Origin of the sequence: Sphingomonas sp. CFBP 13603, assembly GCF_014892665.1 — a bacterium.
In the GTDB taxonomy this organism is placed as follows: domain Bacteria; phylum Pseudomonadota; class Alphaproteobacteria; order Sphingomonadales; family Sphingomonadaceae; genus Sphingomonas.
In genome coordinates this window covers 168,474-191,181 of sequence record NZ_JADBIA010000007.1, presented here as the reverse complement: position 1 = coordinate 191,181, position 22,708 = coordinate 168,474, and the positions used below count along the sequence as shown (strand labels likewise).

The 22,708-nt window shown below is 65.5% G+C and carries 19 protein-coding genes; 4 read left to right on the top strand and 15 right to left on the bottom strand.

The features are described 5' to 3' along the window. Window positions 1-11: 11 nt before the first annotated feature. Window positions 12-2,219 (top strand): TonB-dependent receptor, encoded by a 2,208-nt coding sequence (locus tag IFR23_RS12880; RefSeq protein ID WP_192976250.1) that lies wholly within the window; start codon window positions 12-14, stop codon window positions 2,217-2,219. Continuing rightward, window positions 2,206-3,672: a PepSY-associated TM helix domain-containing protein gene (locus tag IFR23_RS12875; protein ID WP_244655653.1), complete on the top strand. Its 1,467-nt coding sequence runs from the start codon at window positions 2,206-2,208 to the stop codon at window positions 3,670-3,672. The genes IFR23_RS12880 and IFR23_RS12875 overlap by 14 nt, the downstream gene beginning before the upstream one ends. Window positions 3,673-3,834: 162 nt before the next feature. Here IFR23_RS12875 and IFR23_RS12870 read toward each other — a convergent pair whose 3' ends face one another. Beyond that, window positions 3,835-4,395: an FMN-dependent NADH-azoreductase gene (locus IFR23_RS12870; RefSeq protein WP_192976249.1), complete on the bottom strand. Its 561-nt coding sequence runs from the start codon at window positions 4,393-4,395 to the stop codon at window positions 3,835-3,837. 88 nt (window positions 4,396-4,483) lie between these two features. Here IFR23_RS12870 and IFR23_RS12865 point away from each other — a divergent pair, with 88 nt between their 5' ends. After that, window positions 4,484-4,858: a winged helix-turn-helix transcriptional regulator gene (locus IFR23_RS12865; protein WP_192976248.1), complete on the top strand. Its 375-nt coding sequence runs from the start codon at window positions 4,484-4,486 to the stop codon at window positions 4,856-4,858. A 102-nt stretch (window positions 4,859-4,960) separates the two neighbouring features. Here IFR23_RS12865 and IFR23_RS12860 read toward each other — a convergent pair whose 3' ends face one another. The 7 genes from IFR23_RS12860 to IFR23_RS12835 form a co-directional block, all read right to left on the bottom strand. Beyond that, the gene (locus IFR23_RS12860) at window positions 4,961-5,599 is read right to left on the bottom strand and encodes a DsbA family protein (protein ID WP_192976247.1); all 639 of its coding nucleotides are present in this window, start codon (window positions 5,597-5,599) and stop codon (window positions 4,961-4,963) included. Window positions 5,600-5,895: 296 nt separating this feature from the next. Further along, window positions 5,896-6,096 carry a 30S ribosomal protein S21 gene (gene rpsU / locus IFR23_RS12855; RefSeq protein WP_031393196.1) on the bottom strand — a complete coding sequence of 67 codons (201 nt, stop codon included), beginning with the start codon at window positions 6,094-6,096 and terminating at the stop codon, window positions 5,896-5,898. 253 nt (window positions 6,097-6,349) lie between these two features. Further along, the gene (locus tag IFR23_RS12850) at window positions 6,350-8,599 is read right to left on the bottom strand and encodes a glycosyltransferase family 4 protein (RefSeq protein WP_192976246.1); all 2,250 of its coding nucleotides are present in this window, start codon (window positions 8,597-8,599) and stop codon (window positions 6,350-6,352) included. After that, entirely contained in the window at window positions 8,596-9,696 is a 1,101-nt protein-coding gene (locus IFR23_RS20030) for a zinc-dependent alcohol dehydrogenase (protein WP_197978421.1), read from the bottom strand. The genes IFR23_RS12850 and IFR23_RS20030 overlap by 4 nt, the downstream gene beginning before the upstream one ends. Further along, on the bottom strand, window positions 9,689-11,752 hold the full coding sequence (locus tag IFR23_RS12845; protein ID WP_197978420.1) for a glycosyltransferase: 2,064 nt from the start codon (window positions 11,750-11,752) through the stop codon (window positions 9,689-9,691). The genes IFR23_RS20030 and IFR23_RS12845 overlap by 8 nt, the downstream gene beginning before the upstream one ends. After that, on the bottom strand, window positions 11,749-13,950 hold the full coding sequence (gene glf / locus IFR23_RS12840) for a UDP-galactopyranose mutase (RefSeq protein WP_192976283.1): 2,202 nt from the start codon (window positions 13,948-13,950) through the stop codon (window positions 11,749-11,751). Before glf ends, IFR23_RS12845 begins: the two co-directional genes overlap by 4 nt. 198 nt (window positions 13,951-14,148) lie before the next feature. Then, on the bottom strand, window positions 14,149-15,309 hold the full coding sequence (locus tag IFR23_RS12835) for a glycosyltransferase family 4 protein (protein WP_244655652.1): 1,161 nt from the start codon (window positions 15,307-15,309) through the stop codon (window positions 14,149-14,151). Between IFR23_RS12835 and IFR23_RS12830 the strand changes: the two genes are divergently transcribed. Continuing rightward, window positions 15,269-15,556, top strand: coding sequence for a hypothetical protein (locus IFR23_RS12830; protein ID WP_192976245.1), 288 nt, complete (start codon window positions 15,269-15,271; stop codon window positions 15,554-15,556). The genes IFR23_RS12835 and IFR23_RS12830 overlap by 41 nt on opposite strands. Window positions 15,557-15,669: 113 nt before the next feature. Here the strand turns inward: IFR23_RS12830 and katG are convergent, their stop codons facing one another. The 7 genes from katG to IFR23_RS12795 all read right to left on the bottom strand — a co-directional run bounded on the left by katG (window position 15,670) and on the right by IFR23_RS12795 (window position 22,672). Next, on the bottom strand, window positions 15,670-17,895 hold the full coding sequence (gene katG / locus IFR23_RS12825; RefSeq protein WP_192976244.1) for a catalase/peroxidase HPI: 2,226 nt from the start codon (window positions 17,893-17,895) through the stop codon (window positions 15,670-15,672). A gap of 129 nt (window positions 17,896-18,024) precedes the next feature. Next, complete coding sequence (locus IFR23_RS12820; RefSeq protein WP_192976243.1) at window positions 18,025-18,432, bottom strand: hypothetical protein; 408 nt, start codon at window positions 18,430-18,432, stop codon at window positions 18,025-18,027. Further along, entirely contained in the window at window positions 18,371-18,523 is a 153-nt protein-coding gene (locus IFR23_RS12815; protein ID WP_192976288.1) for a hypothetical protein, read from the bottom strand. The genes IFR23_RS12820 and IFR23_RS12815 overlap by 62 nt, the downstream gene beginning before the upstream one ends. 140 nt (window positions 18,524-18,663) lie before the next feature. Further along, the gene (locus IFR23_RS12810; protein WP_192976242.1) at window positions 18,664-18,909 is read right to left on the bottom strand and encodes a hypothetical protein; all 246 of its coding nucleotides are present in this window, start codon (window positions 18,907-18,909) and stop codon (window positions 18,664-18,666) included. 239 nt (window positions 18,910-19,148) lie between these two features. After that, a complete protein-coding gene (locus tag IFR23_RS12805; protein ID WP_192976241.1) occupies window positions 19,149-20,903 on the bottom strand; it encodes a tannase/feruloyl esterase family alpha/beta hydrolase in 1,755 nt (584 codons plus the stop codon). Between the two features lie 110 nt (window positions 20,904-21,013). Beyond that, the gene (locus IFR23_RS12800) at window positions 21,014-21,523 is read right to left on the bottom strand and encodes an SRPBCC domain-containing protein (RefSeq protein ID WP_192976240.1); all 510 of its coding nucleotides are present in this window, start codon (window positions 21,521-21,523) and stop codon (window positions 21,014-21,016) included. A 30-nt stretch (window positions 21,524-21,553) separates the two neighbouring features. Then, window positions 21,554-22,672 carry an NADH:flavin oxidoreductase/NADH oxidase gene (locus IFR23_RS12795; protein WP_192976239.1) on the bottom strand — a complete coding sequence of 373 codons (1,119 nt, stop codon included), beginning with the start codon at window positions 22,670-22,672 and terminating at the stop codon, window positions 21,554-21,556. Window positions 22,673-22,708 lie beyond the last annotated feature (36 nt).

Genomic DNA, 22,708 nt, shown 5'->3' with positions numbered 1-22,708 from the left:
GAGAAGACGACATGAAACGGGGAACAACGGTGCGCGCGACGATCGGATACTCATGGGCGCGCGGGGCCGCGGCCGCCACGGCGTTGTGCTGGGCGACGACCGGACTCGCCCAGGACCGCGAGCCGGCGACACCGCGATCCGCAACGGGCGCGGGCGAGGACATCACGGTTACCGGCTGGCGGCTGCGGCAGCTCGACGTCGCAGCGCCGACGGGAAGCCGCCTCGGCCTGTCGAACCGCAAGACGCCTGCAACGATCGACCGGATCGGCGCCGACGAGATCCTGACCCGCGGGTTTCGGACCGTCGAGGAGGCGACGGTCAGCCTGCCGGGCGTCACCTCGGGCGGTTCGCCGGGCGATCCCTCGCTGTTCTCGATGCGCGGCTTTACCGGCGAGCAGATCACGGTGCTGCACAACGGGCTGTATCTCGGGCCCGCGAACATGATCAACCGGCCGAGCAACACCTTCAACATTGCCGGCATCGACGTGCTCAAGGGGCCCGCCTCGGTGTTGTACGGGCAGGGCGCGATCGGCGGCGCCGTCAACATCGTCAACAAGAGCCCGGATTTCACCGCCGACAGCCTCCAGGCGCTCGCCTCCTATGCGTCGTTCGACACCGCAAGCATCGGGCTGGGCGGCAATCACCGCCTCGGCGATACGCTCGCCGCCCGCGCCGACGTCAGCTATCATCGCACCGACGGCTTCGTCGATCGCGCCGGTTCCACCTCGTTCAACGCCACCGGTGCGTTGCTGTTCAAGCCGCGCGACACGCTGTCGATCGCGTTCAGCGTCGATTATCTCAAGGACACCCTGTCCACCTATTTCGGCACGCCGCTGGTCCCGGCATCGTTTGCCGCCGATCCGATCGGTGGAATCCTGTCGGCGGCCAACGGCGATGTCGTCGATCGCCGGACACGCTTCATCAATTACAACGTGTCGGACAACCGCGCGAAGAGCTGGCAGGTGTGGCCGCGGCTCGTGATCGACTGGTCGCCTTCCGACCATCTCAGCCTGTCGAATACGGCGTATTATTTCCACGCGGACCGGCAATGGATCAACGCCGAGAACTATGTCTTCGACACCGCCACCAAGCTCATCGACCGCGACCGCTTCTTCGTGTTCCACAATCAGGACCTGTTCGGCGATCGGTTCAGCCTGACGCACAAGGGCACGGTGTTCGGACTTGCGAACACGCTGGTCGTCGGCATCGACTACAGCCATCTCGATTTCGTCCGCAGCCGTGGCTTTCCCGACGGCGACAGCGTCGATCCGCTGAACCCCAGCCCCGGTCTTTTCGGTGCGATCGACAAGCGCGTGTCGCCGACCCGCTGGGACCAGATCGCGCTGTTCGGCGAGGATGCGCTCGATCTCACGCCGTCGCTCAAGCTGGTGACCGGCGTGCGCGCCGAACGCCTGTATCTGACGCGCGAGAATTTCAACGTCGATGGCAGCTTCAGCGCCGCGTCGAGCTTCGACCGCACCTACCGGCTGTTCAACTGGCGCGCGGGCCTCGTCTACGACGTCGCGCCGAGCGTCACCGCCTACGCCTCGTACAGCACCGGCAAGGACCCGGTCGGCGCCAACATCTTCCTGGTCAACGCCGGCCAGAATTTCCAGCTGAGCGCGTCTCGCCAGATCGAGGCCGGGCTGAAAGCCGATCTGATGAAGGGCAGGGGATCGCTCACGCTCGCGGTGTACGACATCAAGCGCGAGAATATCCTCACCCAGGTCGCGATCGACACCGTCGGCAACGTCGGCCGCCAGACGTCGCGCGGGATCGAGGTGTCGGGCGAGATGCGTGTGACACCCGCGTGGGCGGTGATCGCGAATGGCACCTATGTTGATGCGGCCTACGGCAACTTCGTCGATCCGAACTACGGGATCGCGGCGTCGGGCTATACCCCGCCCAACGTGCCGCGGTGGGTTGGCAACATCTGGACGACGGTGCAGCACATCGCCGGACTGCCGCTCGAGGCGGGCGGGGGCGTCAAATATGTCGGCAAGCGCTATGGCAATACCGCCAACGATCTCGTGCTGAAGCCGTATGCGACGGGCATCGTCTACGCGACCTATGCCTTGACGCCGCGCTGGTCGTTGACCGGGCGCGTCAACAATGTCTGGAACACGACCTTCGTACAGTGGGCGGACATCTATTATCCCGCGCAGGTCATGCTGGGCGAGCCGCGCCGGTTCGAGGTGAGCGTGCTTGCCCGGTTCTAGCGCGAAGGTGTGGCGGGGCAAGAAGGCGGTGCGGCGCGAGGCGATGCGCAAGCTCGTCTGGTTCCACCGCTGGCTCGGCGTCGCCACCTGTCTGATCTTCGCACTCTGGTTCGCGAGCGGGGCGGTCTTGCTGTTCAAGCCGTTCCCGTCGTTGTCGCATGCCGATCAATCGCGGCTGGAGCCACCGATCGACCTTCGCGCAGTGACGATATCACCGCGTGCGGCGGCGATGGCGGCAGGACGGCCGACGGCGTTGCGGCTCGTCCAGCGCGGCGGGGCGCCGGCGTACATCGCTACGACGCCGGAAGGGACGATCGCGATCGATGCGCGATCGGGGCGACGGCTGCGCGATCTTGGTCCCGATCAGGTTGCGGCGAACCGGCCTGCCCCCTTCGGCCTGACCTCGCGCGTCGCGATCGCTTACGACCAGTGGGTCGTTCACGATCGGTTCGATCCGCTTCGTCCGTTCTACCGACTTGCGGTTGCCGACGGGCGGGGCACGAACGTCTATCTTTCCGCGAAGACCGGCGAACTGGTGCAACGCACCAACGCCGCCGATCGCGGGTGGAACTGGGTCGGCGCGGTACTGCACTGGGCGTATTTCACGCCGCTGCGGTCGAGCTTCACGGCGTGGGACCGGACGGTCTGGATCGTGTCGTTCGTGGCGCTGCTGGTGGTGATCGCCGGTACGATCCTGGGGATCGTGCGGATGCTGGCGGGACGACGTCGGCACACGCCGTCGCTGACCCCGTACCGCAGACGGTGGATGCGGTGGCATCATCTGCTCGGTTTGTTCGCAAGCGGATTCGTCCTGAGCTGGACGCTGAGCGGCTGGCTGTCGATGGACCATGGCCGTCTGTTCTCGCGCGGGCAGCCGACCGCCGAACAGATGAGCCGCTATGCTGGCGTCGCACTTCGCGACGTAATGCCCACGGAGGTTCCGGCTGGAGTCCCGGCAGACACCAGGCAGATCGACCTGACGGCGGTGGGCGGTCGGAGTCTGCTGGTCGCTTGGCAACCGGACGGTACGGCGCGGACCTACGATCGCGATTATGCCCCGATAGCGCCCGCGGCCGTCCGTCAAAGGATCGGCAACGCCTTGCTCGATGCGTTTCCTCTTGCCTCGGGTTATAGCCTTGCCCCGATCGATCCGACCACGACCTATGCCATGGCGGAAGGGTGGCCCGAGACGGCAGTGCGCGTCACTCTGACGGGTGGGAAATATCCAGACGTCTATGCGGACGGGGTCGACGGTCGCTTGCTGACGGTGATGGATGACAGCCGCGCGCGTTACGCCTGGATGTATTACGCGCTCCACACCTTCAACTTTCCAGGCTTCGCTACGCACCCGCTTCTCCGCCGGGTGGTGGTGTCGATCCTGTTGCTGTTCGGCTTCCTGTTCAGTCTCACGGGCATGGTCTTGGGCGTCCAGCGACTTCGCAGGATCAACTGAGACACAGGGTTGGATGGTGACCGTGGCAATATCCGAATGCGGCCATGCGCCGGGCCGGCAGCCAAAAGCCACCGGCCCGCGCAAGACAGGGAGCACGAAGCGTTTGCGATATGCCGTATCGATTTCTCAAACGGGAGACTTCGCCGAATTTTGGTGGAGAGATCAGGCGGCGATCGTACCGGCCTGCTGCTCGGCCTGCTGGATCGAAGCGTCGCGCATGGTGGGGATCGCGGTGCCATCGGCGTTGATGATCTGGACGTGGTCGACCCCGATGAACGCGAAGACGCCCCGCAGATACGTCTCCGCATGTTCCAGTGCAGCAGCGGGTGAGTCGGGCGCGTAGAAGCCGCCGCGCGCAAGCACGATGATCACGCGCTTGCCCCCGACGAGTCCTTGCGGCCCTGCTTCAGTATAGTGGAACGTCTGGCCGGCGACGAGAATGCGGTCGATCCAGGCTTTCAACTGGGTCGGTACGGTGAAATTGTACATGCCGGTGCCGATTACCACCACGTCCGCCGTCTTGAATTCGGCCAGCGCCTCTTGCGACGCATCGGTAGCGAACTCGGCCAGCGTCAGATGCGGCAACGGTGTCGCGGCGAGATCACGGTAGACCGTAGTGGCATCCTGGGCTTTTGCGACGAGACTGCGGACGACTTCGGCGGAGATCCGCCGGCTCGCCGAGTTTGCGCCGTTGATGCTCGTATCGAGATGAAGGATCTTCATGCTGACCTCAGGTCTGGATTAATGACCTGCACCAGCTATGTGACCTGCATGCCTTCGCCAAGAACGCATATTTTGAGGACCAGGTCACATGAGTGAGACTATGCGGCCTGTGAATCAGGACGAATGCCAGCGCATCAGCGGCGTACTTTCGCGGATCGGCGACAAATGGACGGTGCAAATCATCATGACGCTCCAGGAGCGGCCGCATCGATTCAACGACATCAAGCGCGCTGTCGAAGGTATCTCCCAGCAAATGCTGACGCGGACGCTGAAAAACCTCACTCGCGACGGGATGATCAGCAGGACGGTGCATCCGACCGTGCCACCCCAAGTCGAATATGCGCTGACCGATCTCGGACGTTCCCTATCGAAGCCAGTGGTCGCACTGGGCCTGTGGGCCCGGGCTAACCTGTCCCAGATTGCCGAAAAACGTGCTCGATATGACGAGGCGCAAGACTATTGAACGGACCTGGCCACCGCCTTTGGTCTTTCAATGGACGTACCGTTACGGATTCGACCAACCGCCGCGTCGTGGCGCGAAGACGGCGCGCTTCCGTGGGGCCGATCACGCAAGGCGGTGGGACGAAGCCAGCGATAGCGGATCCCGGTACAGGGTCGACGCATCGACGGGCGTCAATGCGGTGCCGTCGACACGGAGCAGCGCGGGGACGCCGCCGATCCCGAAATGCTGCATCACCGATCGCGCGCGCTCCAGTCGTTGCGCGTTCGCCTTGCGCACCCCCGGATCGGGATTGGCGAGCATGACCGCAGCAGCGTCGAACCCGGCTTCGACCAGCAGGTCGATCAGCACGAAGACGTCGGGGATATCGCGCCCCTCGATGTAGCGTGCACGCTGGATTGTGTGGAAGGCGTCCAGTTCACGGTCCGGCACGGTCTGGGCGACGGTGGTAAGGGCAAGGGTCGCGTGACTGCTGTCGAGCGTCAGGCCAGCGCCACCGACGATGCGCTCGCGATAGGGATCGCCGAACACGGCGCCGGTCAGCGCCGCGATGCGGCGATCGCTGGCAAGGATATGGTCGCGCATCTCGCTGCCGAGCGTCCGGACGCGATCGCCGGCGAACAGGCCGGTCGGCAGGGTCTCGACAGTGACGCCCGGATGCTTCGCCAGCGCAGCGATTCCGGCGGATGCGCCGTAGCACCAGCCACACAGCGGATCGAACAGATAGAGGAAGTGAGCCGTCATCGTCGGCGCCTCCGGAACGTGTAGGCGAGAAACCCAGGCGTGCCGTATGTCGCAGGAACGCAGGGGACGCGAGGTTGCGGACGCAGGGGCGCCGGGCCCTCGGCGTCGACGAGAGCCGGGCCGACCAGCGTGCCGGCGAGTCGACCTCATGTATCCACGAGGTCCACTGGCGGGCGATTCAAATCCAGTTCTCAGCGACCGCCGAGGTCCCGACGAAGGTAAGGGCACCTTCGTCGGGGATCAGCGGACCGGTCTCAGCTATCCGCGACCTATCACCGGTACGACGGCGTCACCGTTCAATTATCGCGTTCGGCGCGCTTGCGATCCGCCTTGCGCGCACGGCTGACGGCCGCGGCATGTTCACGCGCCCGCTTCTCGGACGGCTTCTCGTAATGCCGGCGCAGCTTCATTTCGCGATATACACCCTCACGCTGCAGCTTCTTTTTCAGGGCGCGGAGGGCTTGGTCGACGTTGTTGTCGCGGACGATGATCTGCATGGTGGTTAACTCGTGGCGGGGGGTTGTTCGAATCTCAGACGCTTTATGATCGTGAACGGACATTGCCAAGTGCTCGCGTAGTGCCGACCGACTCCTTTTGAAGGAGGGTGGGCGACGGGAACTTCCGTTTACACGGGACGTAAGCGACCAAAATGCCATTTGCGACGGAATGGAAACGGCGTTCGATACGATCAGGCGATAGCCATTACCGGCGGTTTTTGTTGGCCGCCGATACGGAAATGGGTTGCGGAGATCATACTCCGAGCGTCGCAGCCCGGATGACGTCGGCGAGTGCGGCGTCCGGTACGCGGTCTGCGAGCACCGGTGAGCAGGCGAGCAGGCCGTTGGGGCAGTAGCGATCGTCGTCCCAGCCGGGATGGTCGAGGATCGGGTAGAGGCAGACGCCCTCGACGGGCACGCCGAGCGACTGGGCGATCTTCACCTCGCGCAGGATCATCCGGAGCCAGGCGGGGCGGGCGCTGCCCTCGATGCCGGTTTCCGCGATGAAGATCGGGCGGCCGTAGCGCGCATAGGCGTCGGCGAGGATCGCGTGGAGCGGGCGACTGAGGGGGTGGTCGTACGACAACGGCGGGCCGCCGTGGATCCACTGGTTGTTGTGGTAGAAATTGACGCCGACGATATCCAGCAATGGCGCGCGGCCGCCGATCTGGGGCCATGCTTTCCCAGCGATCATGTCCCACGCCTGGTATTGCGCGAGGCGATGGCCTTCGGCGGCGGGGGCATCATTGGGGCGGGCGGGGTCGGTGATGACGTTGATGACCGGGTCGGCGTGGACGAACCTTGCGGCGGGGTCGATCGTGAGGATCGCCTCCATTGCGGCGATCGAGGCGCGGGCGAGTTGGACCTTGAGTTCGTAGCCGCGACCCCGTGCGAAGGGGTTGAGATAGGCTGCGTCGCCGCCGCCCCAGGCAAAGAACGAGATCTCGTTGACGGGGGCGTAGAAGCGGGTCTCGCCGGAAGCGGCTGGGCCGATGTGGCGCGCGGCGGCGGCGGCGAAGGCGGCGAAGCGGGTGACGAAGGCGGGCGTCCAGATGTCGATGTCGTCGGGCCAGCCATAATGGAGCAGGTCCCAGATGACTTCGGTACCGATCGCCTTGGCAGCTTCCAGCTGGCGATCGAGGCTGGACCAGTCGTAGATGCCGGGTTCGCGCTCGATCAGATGCCAGCGCAGGCCGTCGCGGACCGTCAGGATGCCGAGCTTGGCGAGTTCGCTATAATCATGCGCCGCGAGAGTGTCGTGGTGGCTGGCGGCGATGACGTCGACTCGCTTGCGGTCGTGCGCGCGGCGGTGCGTGGAGGATTCGAAGCCGCCTTGCAGGACGCTGCGGAAAAGTCCGGTCGGGCGGGGGAGAGGTGGCCGGTCGGTCAGGACTTCGGCGAACAGGGTTTCCCAGCGGGGGACGACGGCGGCGACGGCGTACTCGCTGTCGACCTTGGCGCGGAGGGCAGTGCCGAGGCGGGTCCGCAGTGCCGGGTTTTCGATGAGTTTCGTGATCGCAGTAGCGACCGCGGGCGGGGCTTCGTGGGGCACGAACAGGCCGCTGATCCCGTCGACGATCTGTTGTTCGGAGCCGTTGTCGCGCGTTGCTATGACGGGGAGGCGTGCGGCGCCGGCTTCGGCGATGACGTGCGGCATGCCTTCGCCGCGCGAGAGCCAGACGAAGATGTCGAGTGCGGCGAGCAGGTCGGGCACGTCGTCGCGATCACCGAGGAAGGTTAGTGCGCCGTCCAGGCCGAGCGCGTGCGCGCGGTTGCGGAGTGCGGCGGCGTATTCGGGGATGAAGGCGTCCGGTCCGCCGATGATGACGAAACGCGCCCGGGGGTGGCGGGCGTGGACGAGGGCCGCGGCCTCGATGAAGTCTTCAACGCGCTTCTTCGGATCGAGCCGGCCTAGCCAGCCGATCAGCGGTACGTCTTCGGCGATCCCTAGCGTCGCACGCACGAGAGCGCGGCGGGCGGGGTCGAAGGCGCGCGTGTCGACCATCGACGGGATCTCGATCGCGTGGTGTTCGCGGCCGGGCATGCGGCTGGCGGCGGCGTCGCGGATCGAGGCGCAGACGCCGACGTAGCGCGCGGTGAAATGCTTGGGGCCGGCAAGCGCTTCGGAGACGAGGCCGCCATGCTCGATCAGCGGCGGGCGGAGGTGCATGCGTTCTAGTGCGGGATAGATGTCCGCGACGTTCTGGCATGAGACGACGACGTCGTACGCGGGCAGCTTGCTCGCGAGGTAGGCGACGGTCTCGTCGAAGCCGAGCGCGTAGGGCGTGCGGTCGACGGGGACGCCGATCGCTTCCAACTGCGCGTGCGTCTGCTCGGGCATGCCGTCTTTTCGGAAGCAGGCGACGACCTCGATCCGGTAGCGTGTCGGGTCGAGCGCCTGGGCGAGCAGGCGCACCTCCGTCTCCTCGCCGCCGACCACGAGCCAGGCGAAGACGAACAGGATGCGGATCGGGCGGGCGTCGACAGTGAGTACGGTACTCAATCGCCGACCTTGAACACGATCTGGAGGAATTCGGGGCGCTCGCCGACCAGCCGCGCGATGAAGGCGGGGGCGTCGTCATAGGGCACGACATGCGTGATAAGCTGCGCGCGGATCTCGGGGCCGCGGGCGAGGAGCAGCTTCACCGTTTCGTTGGCGAGGCGGCGGCGATCCCATTGGAAGCCGAGCCCGCGCGGGACGCGGTTGATCTGCGCGCAGCGTAAGGAGAGGCCGTTGTGGTGGAATTCCTCGCCGAGCCGCAGCCGGTCGGCGCCGCCCTGATAGAAAGCGAGGTCGATCACCGTGCCCTGCGGCCTCAGCGCGCGCATCGCGGCGTGGAGGCTGGCGGCGTCGGCGCGGGTCTGGAACACGACGTCCGCGCCGCGATCGTCGCCGCCGTGGAGCCAGCGTGCCTTGGCGTAGGCCCAGGCCTGGTCCTCGGTCATCGCGGTGATGCCGAGGCATTCGGCACGCAGGCGGCGGAAGGGGGAGGGGTCGGCGATCACGATTTCGCTGGCGCCGGCGGCTTGCGCGAACAGCGCGGTCAGCATGCCGACGATGCCTGCGCCTATCACCAGTGCGGGGCGGCCGCGAATGCCGTCGCCGAGGTTGACGACGTTGGGTCCCAGCAATTCGACGTCCGCGTGGAGTATGCCGTTGGCGGCGATCGGACCCATCTGGCCGATATAGATGCCGAGGATCGGATCGAGTTCGGGCGGGAGCTTGGTCAGCAGGTCGTTGAACGGATCCGCGGTGTGGCCGGTCTTGTGTCCGAAGACGGTGCCGACGATGTCGCCGTTGGCGAAATCGTCGACCCGGCTGTGGCTGACGCGCGCGCATTCCATGTAGCCGAGGAACGGCACGGGGTATTGCGCGCTCGGTTCGCCGGGGACGAAGACGCCACGCCCTGCGTCCCAGCGCGAGTGGAGATACGGGTTGCTGTTCTTGACGAAGGTCAGTTCCGTGCCGGCGGAGAACCCGGTGTAAAGCAGGTCGAGGCGGACCTGACCGTCGCCCGGGGGCGCTTCGTCATAGCCGAAGAAATAGGCCTGGCCGGGACGTTCGACGCCGAGCGAGCGGACGTGGCGCCACTCAGACATGCGCCACCTCCCGTTCGCGGACGTCGATCGCGCGGCCTTCGACGGCGGAGCGTTCGATCGCCAGCGCCAGGCGGAGCGTTTCGAGCGCGGCGGGATAGGGGCAGCGGATGCGGTTCTCGCCCCCGCGGACTGCATCGATAAAGTCGCGATCCTCCAGCACGACCGGATCGCTGCCGGTGCCGCGGACCGGGCGGCCGCGGCCGATGTCGATCATCACGTCGCGGTCGGTCAGTTCGATCGCGAGGCCTTCGCCGAACAAGTGCAGGCCGACGCGGTGGTTCCAGTTGAGCAGGCAGGTGGACGCGAAATTGGCGATCGCGCCGCTGGCGAAGGTAAGCATCGCGGTGCTGGTGGTGGCGACGTCGAGGCCGGGGAAGGCGGCGCGGTCGATATGGCCCGACTGACCGTAGACGCGGACGACGTCGCCGACGAGGTAGCGTGCGAGATCGACCAGGTGCGTCGTCTGTTCGTGCATCTGGCCGCCCGATGCGTCCTTCTTCCACCACCAGCGCGGCGGCGGCGTGGAATCGAGCCAATAGCCGGAGAGAAGGCGGGCGGGGGTTGCCGAAAGCAGCGCCTTCACCTCGTCCACGGTATCGAGATAGCGCCAGTGATAGCCGACCGCGGTGACGAGACCGAGCCGGTCGACTGCGGCGGCGACGTCCTCCGCGGTGCCGAGGTCTAGCGCGACGGGCTTCTCGACGAAGAACGGGAGCTTGTGCTCGATCGCGAGGCGTTCGGGTTCGCCGTGCGCGAAGGGGGGCACGCAAATGTAGAGCGCGTCGAGATCGACCGCGGCCAGCATCGCGGCGGCATCGTCGAACGCGCGCGCGCCGAAGCGGGCGGCGGCGTCTGTCGCGCGCGCCATGTCGACATCGGCGACCGCGACGATCGCGACGTCGTCGAACTGCTCCAGCACGCCGAAATGGCGATTGGCGATGCCGCCCGCGCCGATGAACCCGATCCGTGTCCGCTCCACGCTGTTTCCCTTTGTGTTTTGGTCTTGCACGGCGGCGTAGACCGCGCGCGTGTCGGCGATCATGCGATCGGCCGAGAACAGGTCTTGCTGGCGTTCGATCGCGGCGCTGGCCATTGTTTTCAGGCTGTCGCGATCAGCGAGCAACGTGACGATCGCTTCGGCGAAACTGGCCGGGTCGGCGGCGGTCAGGCGACCGGTGATGCCGTCCTCGATTGCTTCGGCATTGCCGGGCGCGACGGTGGCAACGACGGGGAGGCCGGCGGCCATCGCCTCCAGCGCGACCAGCGGCAGGCCTTCGAACGCGGATGGCAGGACTAGCAGGTCGGCGAGCGTCATCAGGTCGGCGACGTCGCTGCGCGTGCCGAGCATGCGGACGGTGCCGGCCAGCCCCTTGGCTGCGATCGCGCGTGCGGTCTGGGTGAGGAGGGGGCCTTCGCCGGCGAGCAGCACGATCACGTCCGGATGTGCGGCGCGGATTGCTGGCAACGCGTCGAGCAGGAGTGCGTGGCCCTTTTGCTCGGCGAAGCGCGCGACCATCAGGAGGACAGGGGCATTGCCGACGCCCCATTCGCTGCGGAGGGCTTCGCGCGAGCGCGAGGGTTTGTGCGCGCCGACGCCGTTGTGGATCGTCGCGACGAGAGCCGGATCGATACCGGCTGCGCGGTGGCTGTCGCCGACCGCGTCCGAGACGCAGATCAGGCGTGCGAGCGCGGCCGAGGTTTCGCGGTGTTCGTCGCACTGCGCGGTGTCGGTGAGGAGATAGGGGAGGTGTTCGGTGCGGATCACGGGGACGCCAGCGGCGTGCGCGGCGCGGACGGCGGCGTGGCCTTCCCAGCCGATACCGGCGTGGACGTGGACGATGTCGGGCGCGGCGCGGTCGAGCCAGCGCACGAGGTTGGCATCGTCGTCGAGCGCTTTCACCGCATAGCCCTTGGCGGCGGCGTGTTCGAGCAGGCCGGTGCCGGGACGCGCGGCGACGACGATCTCGTCCCCGCCCAATCCTTCGGCGAGCGTCATCATGTGCGCGCCGACGCCGGACGGGGCGAGGCTGTCGGTCAACAGGCAGATGCGGGTCATTCGGCGGCCATCACGGGGGTCTCGAGAACGGCGGACTTCGCGACCATGCGGCGATACGTCGCGAGTGCCTGCCCGACGACCTGGTCCATATTGTAGTAGCGATACGTCGCGAGCCGACCGACGAAGGTCACGCCTTCCTCCGCATCGGCGAGCGCCTCGTAGTGTTTGAACAGGGCTTGGTTCTCGGGGCGGGGGATCGGGTAATAAGGATCGCCCTCCGCGCTCGGGAACTCGTAGCTGATGCTGGTCTTCGCGTGGAGTTGGCCGGTGAGGTGCTTGTATTCGGTGATGCGGGTCTGCAGCACGGCTTCGTCCGGGTAGTTGACGACCGCGACCGGCTGGAACTGCGCGACGTCGTGCGTCTCGTGGCGGAACTGGAGACTGCGATAGGGCAGCTTGCCGAAGCGGAAGTCGAAATATTCGTCGATCGGGCCGGTGAAGACGATGTGGTCGACGTCGATGCGGTCGATCACGTCGCGATATTCGACGCCGAGATCGAGCGTGATGCCGGGGTGATCGAGCATCGCCTCGAACATCCGGGTGTAGCCGTTCGCCGGCATCGCCTGGAATGTATCGGTGAAATAGCGGTCGTCGGTCGAGGTGCGGGTCGGGACGCGGGCGGTGACGGCGCGGTCGAGTTCGGACGGGTCTAGGCCCCATTGTTTCCGCGTGTAGCCGCGGAAGAACGTCTCGTAGAGATCGCGGCCGACCGCTGCGACGACGACGTCCTCGGAAGTGCGGATGTCCTCGACCGATTCCGCGCGGCTGGCGAGGAACGCGGCGGCTTCCGCGTCATCACTGAGCGACAGGCCGTAGAGTTCGTTGAGCGTGGTGCGGTTGATCGGCATCGGGACGAGCTTGTCGTCGACGTTCGCCAGCACCCGGTGTTCGTAGGGGCGCCACTCGGTGAAGCGCGACAGATAGTCGAACACGTCGGCGGAGTTGGTGTGGAAGATGTGCGGGCCATAGCGGTGGATTAGCACGCCCGCCGCATCATGCTCGTCATAGGCGTTGCCGCCGATGTGCGGGCGGCGGTCGACGACGAGGACGCGCTGGCCGCTGTCCGCCGCGAGCCGCTCGGCTAGGACCGCGCCGGCGAACCCTGCGCCGACGATCAGCGTGTCGTAGCGTTCGCGTTTCGGCGCGGGGCGGAAGGTGCGTTTCGCCTGGAGGATGCGGTCGATCTCGGTGGCCATGGCGGTTTGCGTGCGGTCCCAGGATTGCGTTGCGAGTAGGCGGTCGGCGTCGTCGCGCCACGCCCCCTCGCGGGGGAGGGCGAGCGCGGTCTCGCAGGCGGCGACGAACGCGGTCGCGTCGGCGGCGATCGCGACGGCTGCTGCGTCGCCGTAATGGCGGATCACGTCGACGATCGGGGTCGAGACGACTGGCAGGCCGCCAGCGAGATATTCGGGGGTCTTGGTCGGGCTGATGAAGCGCGTCGCGGCGTTGATCGCGAACGGCATCAGCGCGACGTTCCAGCCCGAGAGATAGGCGGGGAGTTCGTTGTAGCCGCGGCCGCCGAGCCAGTGGATGTTGGCGCGGCGTGGCAGGTGCGCGGGGTCGATCTTCACGACCGGGCCGATCATCACGAACGACCACTCGGGCCGCTGAGCGGCGACAGCGTCGAGTAACGCGAGGTCGATACGCTCGTCGATGACGCCGAAGAAACCGAGCTTCGGGCCGGGAATGTGGCGCTGGTCTTCGGGTTCGACATTGCCGGTGCGGGCTTGTGCGAAGTGCGCGACGTCGACCGCCGAGGGGAAGGCGTGGACGTCACGGTGACGGCCGCGCTTGGCTTCATAGAGGCTGTAGCCGCCGGTGAAGACGAGGTCGGCGCGGGCGAGCAACCGCGCTTCGCGGTCGAGCAAGGCGGGATCGGCGAAGCGGAACGCGGACAGTTCGTCCATGCAGTCGTAGACGACCGCGGCGGCGTCGAGATGCTCGGCGAACGGGAGCATCATTGGGGTGTAGAACCAGAGGACAGGCTTCGCGCGAACGCTCGTCGCGACCAGCATGTCGAGCAGTTGCCGCAAGCCTGCCTCGACCTGCTCCGCGTTCCACCAATGCGGCAGGCGTGGGCGCAATGCGATTACGTTGTCGGCGGGAAACGGGTGATGTTCGAGGAACGGCAGCGGGTGATCGCAGGGGATGTGTTCTTCCCAGACGAACACCCTTTGGGTTTGCGCGAACCGCTTCATCAGATGTTGCGGGCGCTGCGTGACGAAATCCCAGCGCAGGTGCGAGAAGCAGATCAGCGGCGGCGGGGCGGCATCGTCGGACTTCGAGGGCGTGAGAATAGGTCCGATACCGTGCACGCTCTTCCAATCCGCAAATCCGCGGTTATCCGCGTTGTCGATCGAACCTAATCCCACACCTCAAACCTTACTATGTAAATGTCATTGCTTTGCATCATGTATTTGCTGGATAATTGCCCTCAAACGCACGATGCTATGCTGCCAAGTCCAACGTTCCAACACGGCCTGGCGGGGCCGATATTCTTCGTAGGTTTCGCGCATTGTAAGAATTGCATCGGCAAACCCGTTCGTCGAAACCGTCATGCCGGTCTCGGGCAGGATGAACTGCAATCCGCAGCGTAATTCCGCGTTGGCGAGCACGGGCAGGCCCGCGAGCATGTATTCGGTTAGGATCGCGGGCGCGCCGTCGTCGATGCCGCAGACGACGCCGAACTTCGCGCGGTTCATCAGGCGGTTGACCTCTACGATCGGTACGCCTGGTGGCCCGACGAACTCGATCGAGAGGTTCTGCTCTTGCGCGCGGTAGCGGAGTGCGTCGGCATCCTCGCCGTAGCCGAATACGCAAAGCGCGCGGACGTCGCGTGGAAGTTGCGCGAGGGCGTCGAACAGGATGTCGTGGCGCTTGTACGGCTGCGCGGCGGCGACGTAGATCAGGTCGACATCCTTGGGCGTCCCAAGCGGACGGAACTGGTCGACCGCCGCGAACTCGGGACCGACCGGCAGGATCGCGGTGCGCATGCCGGGGTGGCGCGCCTCGACTTCGTCCGACTGCCACTGCGCGCCGGTAATGACGAGATCGAAATGCTCGCTGACCTCGGGCGGCACGCGCAGCGACGGCGCATCGATCGAATTGTAGAGGATGATGCTGTTCGCGCAGAGTTCGAGCAGGTCGGGTGCGACACCCAGGCCGAACACAACGAGGATATGTGGCGCGCCGAACGCCTCGACGAACGCATGCATCTGCAACGAGGAAAAGGGGGCATGCTCGTCGTCGATCCGGAAGGCGCGGCGCGCCAGAACCGCGTTGTCCCTGCGGAATGGAGGCTCGTCCTCGCCGCGCCAATGATGCCAGATCTCGGCTTGATCGACGATGCCGGCAGCGATCAGCGCGAGGGGTAACCGCTCCAGATACCCGCCCGTCACGTCAACGGGGGCGAGATCGCCGATCCACGGCTGGCTTTCCGGATTGGTCGCGTGTGCTGGCAGCAGGGTAGAGGACGGGCGATCGTGTCCAGGATGTTGGCCATCGACCCAGTCGCTGATGACGACGACCGATCGCCGAGCCGTCAACGGTGCCGCCATCTGTGACCTCCCCTTCGCCGACGGTATCCGCATCGTCGTTCACCTGATCCGAGTACGCGATGATAGCGGGTTGGATCAGGGCTGGAAACGCACCGAACGTCGCAAGGCCCTCTGGCGACGTGACAATCGGTTTCCGGCGCTGCCGGGCTTGGCCATCTTCCGACGCCGTTCGGCGAGAACGCCTTGGACCTTTGTCAGCCAACACGACAAGTACCGCCGTCGAGGGCGGTGGCTGGAGACCGTGTAACGATCGGAGTTCATGCCATCGTTCACGGCAATCATAACGGGTAATGGCGGACAAGCCGTGCTCGCCTGGAACGTCGCCCAGACCAGCACGGCTTGTCCGCCTGTCACCGAAGCTCAGGTCGCCTGGTTGGACGACACAGGCTTGGCCGTCACGTCGAAACGATCGGCGTTCATGACCTTGACCCACGCCTTGACGAAGTCGCGAACGAACTTCTGTTCGTGGCCGTTCTCGGCATAGACTTCGGCCGTCGCGCGCAGCTGCGAGTTCGAGCCGAAGACGAGGTCGGTACGGGTCGCCTGCCACTTCTTCTCGCGACCGCCACGATCGTAGCCGATGAACTTCTCGTCGCTCGACGTGTCGACCAGATCCCAGAACGTGTCGTTGTCGAGCAGGTTGACGAAGAAGTCGTTGGTCAGCTGGCCCGGACGCGTGGTGAGTACGCCCTCGGGCGCATCGCCGAAGTTCGCGCCGAGCACGCGCAGGCCACCGACCAGCACGGTCATCTCCGGCGCGGACAGGCCGAGCAGCGAAGCCTTGTCGAGCAGCAGCTCCTCGGTCTTCACCGGATGACGCGTCTTCAGGTAGTTGCGGAAGCCATCGGCCTGCGGCTCCATCCACACGAAGCTCTCGACATCGGTCCACTCCTGCGTGGCATCGCCGCGTCCACCGAGGAACGGCACCGACACGTCGTGACCGGCATCGCGCGCCGCCTTCTCGACCGCTGCCGAACCGGCCAGCACGATCGCGTCGGCCAGCGACATGTCGCCGCGCAGCTCGTTGAGCTTGGCCAGGACCTTGCTCAGCTGCTCGGGCTCGTTGACCGGCCAGTCCTTCTGCGGGGCGAGCGCGATGCGCGCACCGTTCGCACCACCGCGGTGGTCCGACCGGCGATAGCTCGATGCCGACGCCCAGGCGGTCTTGACCAGCTGGCCGATCGTCAGCCCGCTCGACAGGACGGCGTCCTTGAACGCAGCGGCGTCGGCGTCCGACGGCGCGGTGCCCTCGGGAACCGGATCCTGCCAGATCAGCGTCTCTTCCGGAACCTCAGGCCCGAGATAGCGAACGCGTGGGCCCATGTCGCGGTGCGTCAGCTTGAACCAGGCGCGTGCAAACGCGTCGTCGAGTGCCGACTGATCGTCACGGAAACGCAGCGCGATCTCGCGGAACTCGGGGTCCATCTTCAGCGCCATGTCGGCGGTGGTCATCATCGTCGGCACGCGCTTGTTGGGATCGCGCGCGTCGGGTGCCATGTCCTCCGGTGCCGGGTTGACCGGCTGCCACTGCTTCGCGCCGGCCGGGCTCTCGGTCAGCTCATAGTCGTACTTGAACAGCAGGCGCAGGTAATCGCCGGTCCACTTGGTCGGGTTGTTCGACCATGCGCCCTCGATGCCCGAGGTCGTGATGTGGCCCTGGCCAATCTCCTCGCTGTCGGTCAGCCAGCCAAGACCCTGCATGTGCACCGATTCGGAAGACGGGGCCTTGAAATGCGGGGCAGGCTTGGCGCCATGCGACTTGCCAAAAGCGTGACCGCCGGCGGTCAGCGCAACGGTTTCCTCGGAGTTCATCGCCATCCGCAGGAACGTCGCCTTCATGTCGCGTGCCGACAGGAGCGGGTTCGGATCACCGCCCGGACCTTCCGGATTGACGTAGATGAGACCCATCTGGATCGCGGCCAGCGGCCCCTCGAGCTCGGGCATGTCCTCGCTGATGCGCGTCTGCGCACCCTCGTTGACCCACAGCTCCTCGGCGCCCCAGAACGTGTCGCCCTCGGAGGCGAAGACGTCCTTGCGGCCGCCAGCGAAACCGAAGATCGGTCCGCCCATGCTCTCGATCGCGACGTTGCCGGCGAGGATGAACAGGTCAGCCCAGCTGATGTTCTTGCCGTACTTCTGCTTCAGCGGCCACAACAGGCGACGCGCCTTGTCGAGGTTGCCGTTGTCCGGCCACGAGTTGAGCGGCTCGAAACGCTGCTGGCCCGACGACGACCCACCACGGCCGTCGGTCACGCGGTAGGTGCCGGCGGCGTGCCACGCCATGCGGATCATGAACGGGCCGTAGTGACCGTAATCGGCAGGCCACCAGGATTTGCTGTCGGTCATCAGCGCGGTCAGGTCAGCCTTGAGCGCGGCATAGTCGAGCTGTTGGAACGACTCGGCATAGTCGAATTCTTCGCCCATCGGGTCGGGCGAAACGCCGTGCTGGTGCAGCATGTCGATCGGCAGCGCATCTGGCCACCAATCCTTGTTCGTACGACCGAGCAGCGAGCGGGCCTTGACCTCGCCGCCGCCGTTGGGGCCCATGGGGCAACCGCTGCTCTTGGGCTGTTCGTAATCGGCCATCTTGGCGTCCTCTCTCGATGAGTATTCCGTGCTTGGGCCTAAGATGCAGGATTTGATGGACATTTGTCCAATCGATTATTCGGGCAGGATAGATCATGACAGTCGATCACAGATCAGCTGATGGCGAGCTTATCGGTCGTTGTCGTGCGGCAGACTGTTCTGGATCTTCCGAGCGGCGGACGGACTGACCCATGCGTGTAACCTGCTCGATATCAGCGAAAGAAATTCGACGGGCACGACCAGTGTCAGCGTTGCGCCCGCCTTTTCCGGTTGCGTCTTGGGTAGGGGCTGGGCGCGCTTCGGAAGCGAGACGGCCTCGCGATCCTGCGTGGCGTCGGCGTGCGAATAGCTCGGGTTGATGTGGACGCCGATGCCGTCGCGATCGGGCGCACCGTAATAGGCGGCAAGGTCATAGCCGCCGCGGGCGTTGGACGAGCGGTTGTACGCCGCCTGGAAATGCCAGCCATTGGCGAGATCATGATCTGCTGGCGGTAACGACGCTGACCGACTGCGGCGTGTCGCGGATCGGCAGTGCAAGCCCGGTGGCCGAACTCATCCGGCGCGTCGTGTAGGACCCGCTGCCCTCGGTCGCGATCGCGTCGGTGTCCCTGGCACTGGTCTTCGGCATCGGCGAGCAACCCCTGCAGGCACGATCATGTGCCCGACGCGTCCTGCTAGAGTGGATGCGAGCCGTTCCCAAGAAGGTGCCGGCCGCATATCATACGCCGGTCTCAATGCGGCTCGTCTCGGTGGCCATTCGGTCGGCCTTCACAGCGAACAGACGATTTCTATCGTCGCGGGGGTGCCCGTTAACGAGCGGTTCCACGTGCGTGACACGGTAACCTTCGCGCCCTTGTCGAACGTCAGGACGGTTTGCTGGCTGCCGCCTTGCGGGGACGCGCCTCCGGTAATGATGCCCGACACGGGGTGCTGGTTCAGCGGACACGGTACGCCATCGGAAACGAGCAGGGGCCGGATCGACCGGTAGAAGCTTGCCACCTGCTTGGGCTTCATTCGGACGGGAATATCTCCGACGGCCCAAGCCGAGGTAGAGCCAACCAGCGCTACGATCGACAGGGCGACAAGGACGTTTCGCTGCATTGTTATGAGCTCCGATCGTTAGGCACGTGTGGCGTTCAGCATGCCGATAAACGGCTCGGTATATATGATGACGAGCAGATGCATCGATATCTTGATGATCGATGCGACCTCAACGCCGTCCACGAAGCGTCTCGCGTATCCGTTTTGCCAATTCAGCGGTCGGCGACGAGCGCATTATCGCGAACGCTGTAAGCGCGCTGAAACCCCGGTCGAAACAGGTCGGCACCGTACCAGTCGATCTCGGGCTGTTCGATGACGACGCTTTTCCCCGCAACGTTACCGCTGCGTCCCGGGCGCGGGATGGCGGGGAAGGGGTAGATCGTGCGTCTGGCCAGGGCGGTGGCCGCGGGGCTGGGGAGCGGTAACTGCTTCCCCGACTGGTCGGCCCCTGGCAACCCGCCCCGGGGACCTTTGGCAAGGTCCGCCACTTTGTCGGCGGTCAACTGCGCCGGCGCATGACCAGCTTCGACCCATGCCATCAGCGGAGTCAGCGTATCGACCTGCGCAAAGCCGTCACCACCGCCGCAATGGCCCGTGCCGGGAAGCATGAACAATCGCAGCGTGGCATCTGCGGACCGCGCGCCCATCAACTGCTGCACCGCTTTGTAATACGCGATCGATGTCATCGGGGAAATCGAGGTGTCCGACCAGCCATGCCACAAGATCATCCGCCCACCGTGGCGCGCGAAGGGACGCAGATCTGGATTGGTGGCATCGTTCAGTCCGTGCAGCTTCGTCACCTCGGCAAAGGTCCTGGCATCGAACGAGAAGTCGTCGACCAGTGCATTGGGGGCAGGCGATTGCGGGAAGATCATGTAGCGCCGCATCGCTGCGCCCAGCATCGCGCTCATCGACCGATCGGTCGCACTGGCAGGAATAAAGTCCCATTGCAGCTCGGACCCGGGCTGCGGACCGCCAATAAGAAAGCTGCGACCATCCGGCGCGCGTGGGCCGTCATAGATGCGACGGACGATCGCCGCTTCGCGCGCGGTCAGGCAGGCATCGGTAGCAGTGGCGCCGGGCTTGCAGGCAACCCAATCGGTATCCACCCGGCAGGCGCGGGGATCCGACAGCAGCCCGTCCTTCAGCCCATCCATCGCGTCGCAATGCGCCAGCACCGCAGCATGAAGCACCGGTATCTTGGCGGCGAGCAGGATTGGCTTGCCCGCCGCGTCGAGGTTCGCCGACGCCATCCATGCATGGTAGAAGCTGTTTTGTACCTGGAAGTTCATTGCAGGCGCGCCTGCGGACACGTCGTCGAAATCGTCGGGGTAACGCTGCGCTTCCATCAATCCTTCGCGCCCGCCGTCCGAGCAACCGGTGAAGTAGGCGTAGCGTTGCTGTCGGCCGTAGAAGGCGCGGATGAGCGACTTCGCGACGAGCGCCGTGACGTGGTTGCCGCGGTAGGCGAAATCGATGCGCTTCTCAGGATCGGTCGCGAAGCTGCCCATTGGGCCGCCCTCCGGTACTTTTGCGCCCATGTCGTTGGCGGCGACGACGAATTCGCCGTTCAGCGCAGGCGCGCAGCCGCTGGCGTTGTCGATCGCGACGTTGACGTTCCCGCAAAGGCCGCCGCAGCCGACCTGTACATAGCGCTGCGTCCATTTGGTCAGCGGCAAATGAACCTGAAAATTGATCGCCGAGCTGGGCGCTGGGGCGATCGTGCCGCGGACTTGGCAGAATTGTCCGGCGGTGGTGGTGGTAACGGTTGCGGCGGCAATCGTTACCTTGCCCGTATCCATGGTCGACACATTCAAATCGGCCAGCGATGCGCAGCTGCGTTGGGCGGGCACCGCGGCGAGCGACGTGGTGGTTCGTGCCACGACCGGCTGCGCCCCTGCGACAAGCGCGAACGTCGCCGCTGCTGCGCCCAACGCCCGTAGCGTCACATGCATGCGCCTGACCATCTCTCGTTCCTCAATACTTCGTTATGCAGCGTTGGTATCCGACGCAACGTGCCCATCAAGCTCGCATCTGCGCCAGGAAGCATCCCGACGCCGATATCTTTCTGACAGGCTCAGCCGGTGACGCCGCGAACCGCGGCGACCAGCCCGACAAGCCAGTCCTGATGGCCGTTGATCATCGGGTTGGGGTTCGCCTTTGCGAGTTCCTTTGCCGGCGCACCGTTCTGGGTCTCCTGCGTCAGGATACGCACGCGGCCACCCGACAGGTCCTCGATCAGCCATGCATGGTGGACGTCGAGGCGATCCACGCCTTCGCCGGACCAGCCGTGCCAGGCCACGCGTGCGGGCTGGCCGACGACCGGCGCGACATGCTCGACGACCTGCGCTTCGACTGGAAAGCCGAACGTCGAGAAGAAGAAGCGTACGTCCGCCTCGAGCTCGGGGCCCTTGCCGTCATGGAACCGTACATCGGCCGAATTCGGATAATAGGTCGGCCAGCGCGTCGGGATGTTGAGGAACGGCCAGATGTCGGCAGCGGTCAGGCCGGTGACGATCATCTCGTTGGAACAGAAATTGTCGGTGAAGCCGGGCACGTATCCCGCCGGCCAGATGATGTCGCTCATGCGTCTTGTCCTTGATCCCGGTGAACGGAGTTAATCGATCGGGTCGCCGTTTTGCGGTCCCGGATAGCGTGCCAGCCAATAGGCGTATTGATCGGGCAATACCGACGACGCCTTTGGCACCCCCAGTTCGCGCGCGACGCGGAACGGATAATGCGGATCGGCGAGATGAGCGCGCGCCATCATCGGTATGTCGAGCTGACCATCGACGATCGACCGCTCTGCGTCGGCGGGGATGTCCATGCCCCATGCCGTGCCGACCGGCAGCCCGGTTTCAGCACGGACGCGCGCAGCGATCGGCGCCATGAAGGCAGGGCCCCACGGAATGTTCGCGTCGGGTGTCGAAAAGCCCATGCTGACGCTCAGGAAATCGAGGCCATTGTCCTTGAACCGACGGACGAGGGCGATCGCTTCGGCCATCGTCTCCTCATCGCGCCCGTCGAACTCGAGCACGCCGAACCGCGCGGTGAGCGGCAGGTTTTCCGGCCACACCGCACGCACCGCCTGCAATGTCTCGAGCAGGAAGCGGCTGCGGTTCTCCGCGCTGCCGCCATATTGGTCGGTGCGCGTATTGGCGTGGACGGAGAAAAAGCTCTGCGCGAGATAGCCATGCGCGAAATGCAGTTCGAGCCATTCGAACCCGGCGTCGCGCGCGCGCTCGGCCGCGGACACGAAGTCCGCCTTTACGCGCGCGATATCGTCGAGCGACATCTCGGTCGGGACCTTCGGCAAGCCACCCCCGAACGCGATCGCGGATGGCGAAATCGTCTGCCAGCCGCCAGGAGCGTCGTTCGCGATATGGTCGTCGCCTTCCCAGGGCTTGTTGGCGCTCGCCTTGCGGCCGGCATGACCGATCTGGATGCCCGCGACCGCGCCCGCCGTCTTGATCGCCTTGGCAATCGCCGCCATGCCCGGCACCTGGTCGTCGTTCCACAACCCTGTGCAACCAGGCGTGATCCGACCCTCCGGCGACACCGCGGTAGCCTCGACGATCACCAGCCCCGCGCCGCCCCGCGCCATGCCGGTGTAGTGCGCGAGGTGCCAGTCGGTGGTGACGCCGTTGACGGCGCTATACTGGCACATGGGCGGAATGCCGATGCGGTTGCGAAGGGTGACGTCCTTCAGCGTGAAGGGCGTAAAAAGCGCTGCCATAAACGTGTCTCTCGTCGTGAAAGAGGGCGGGCCGCC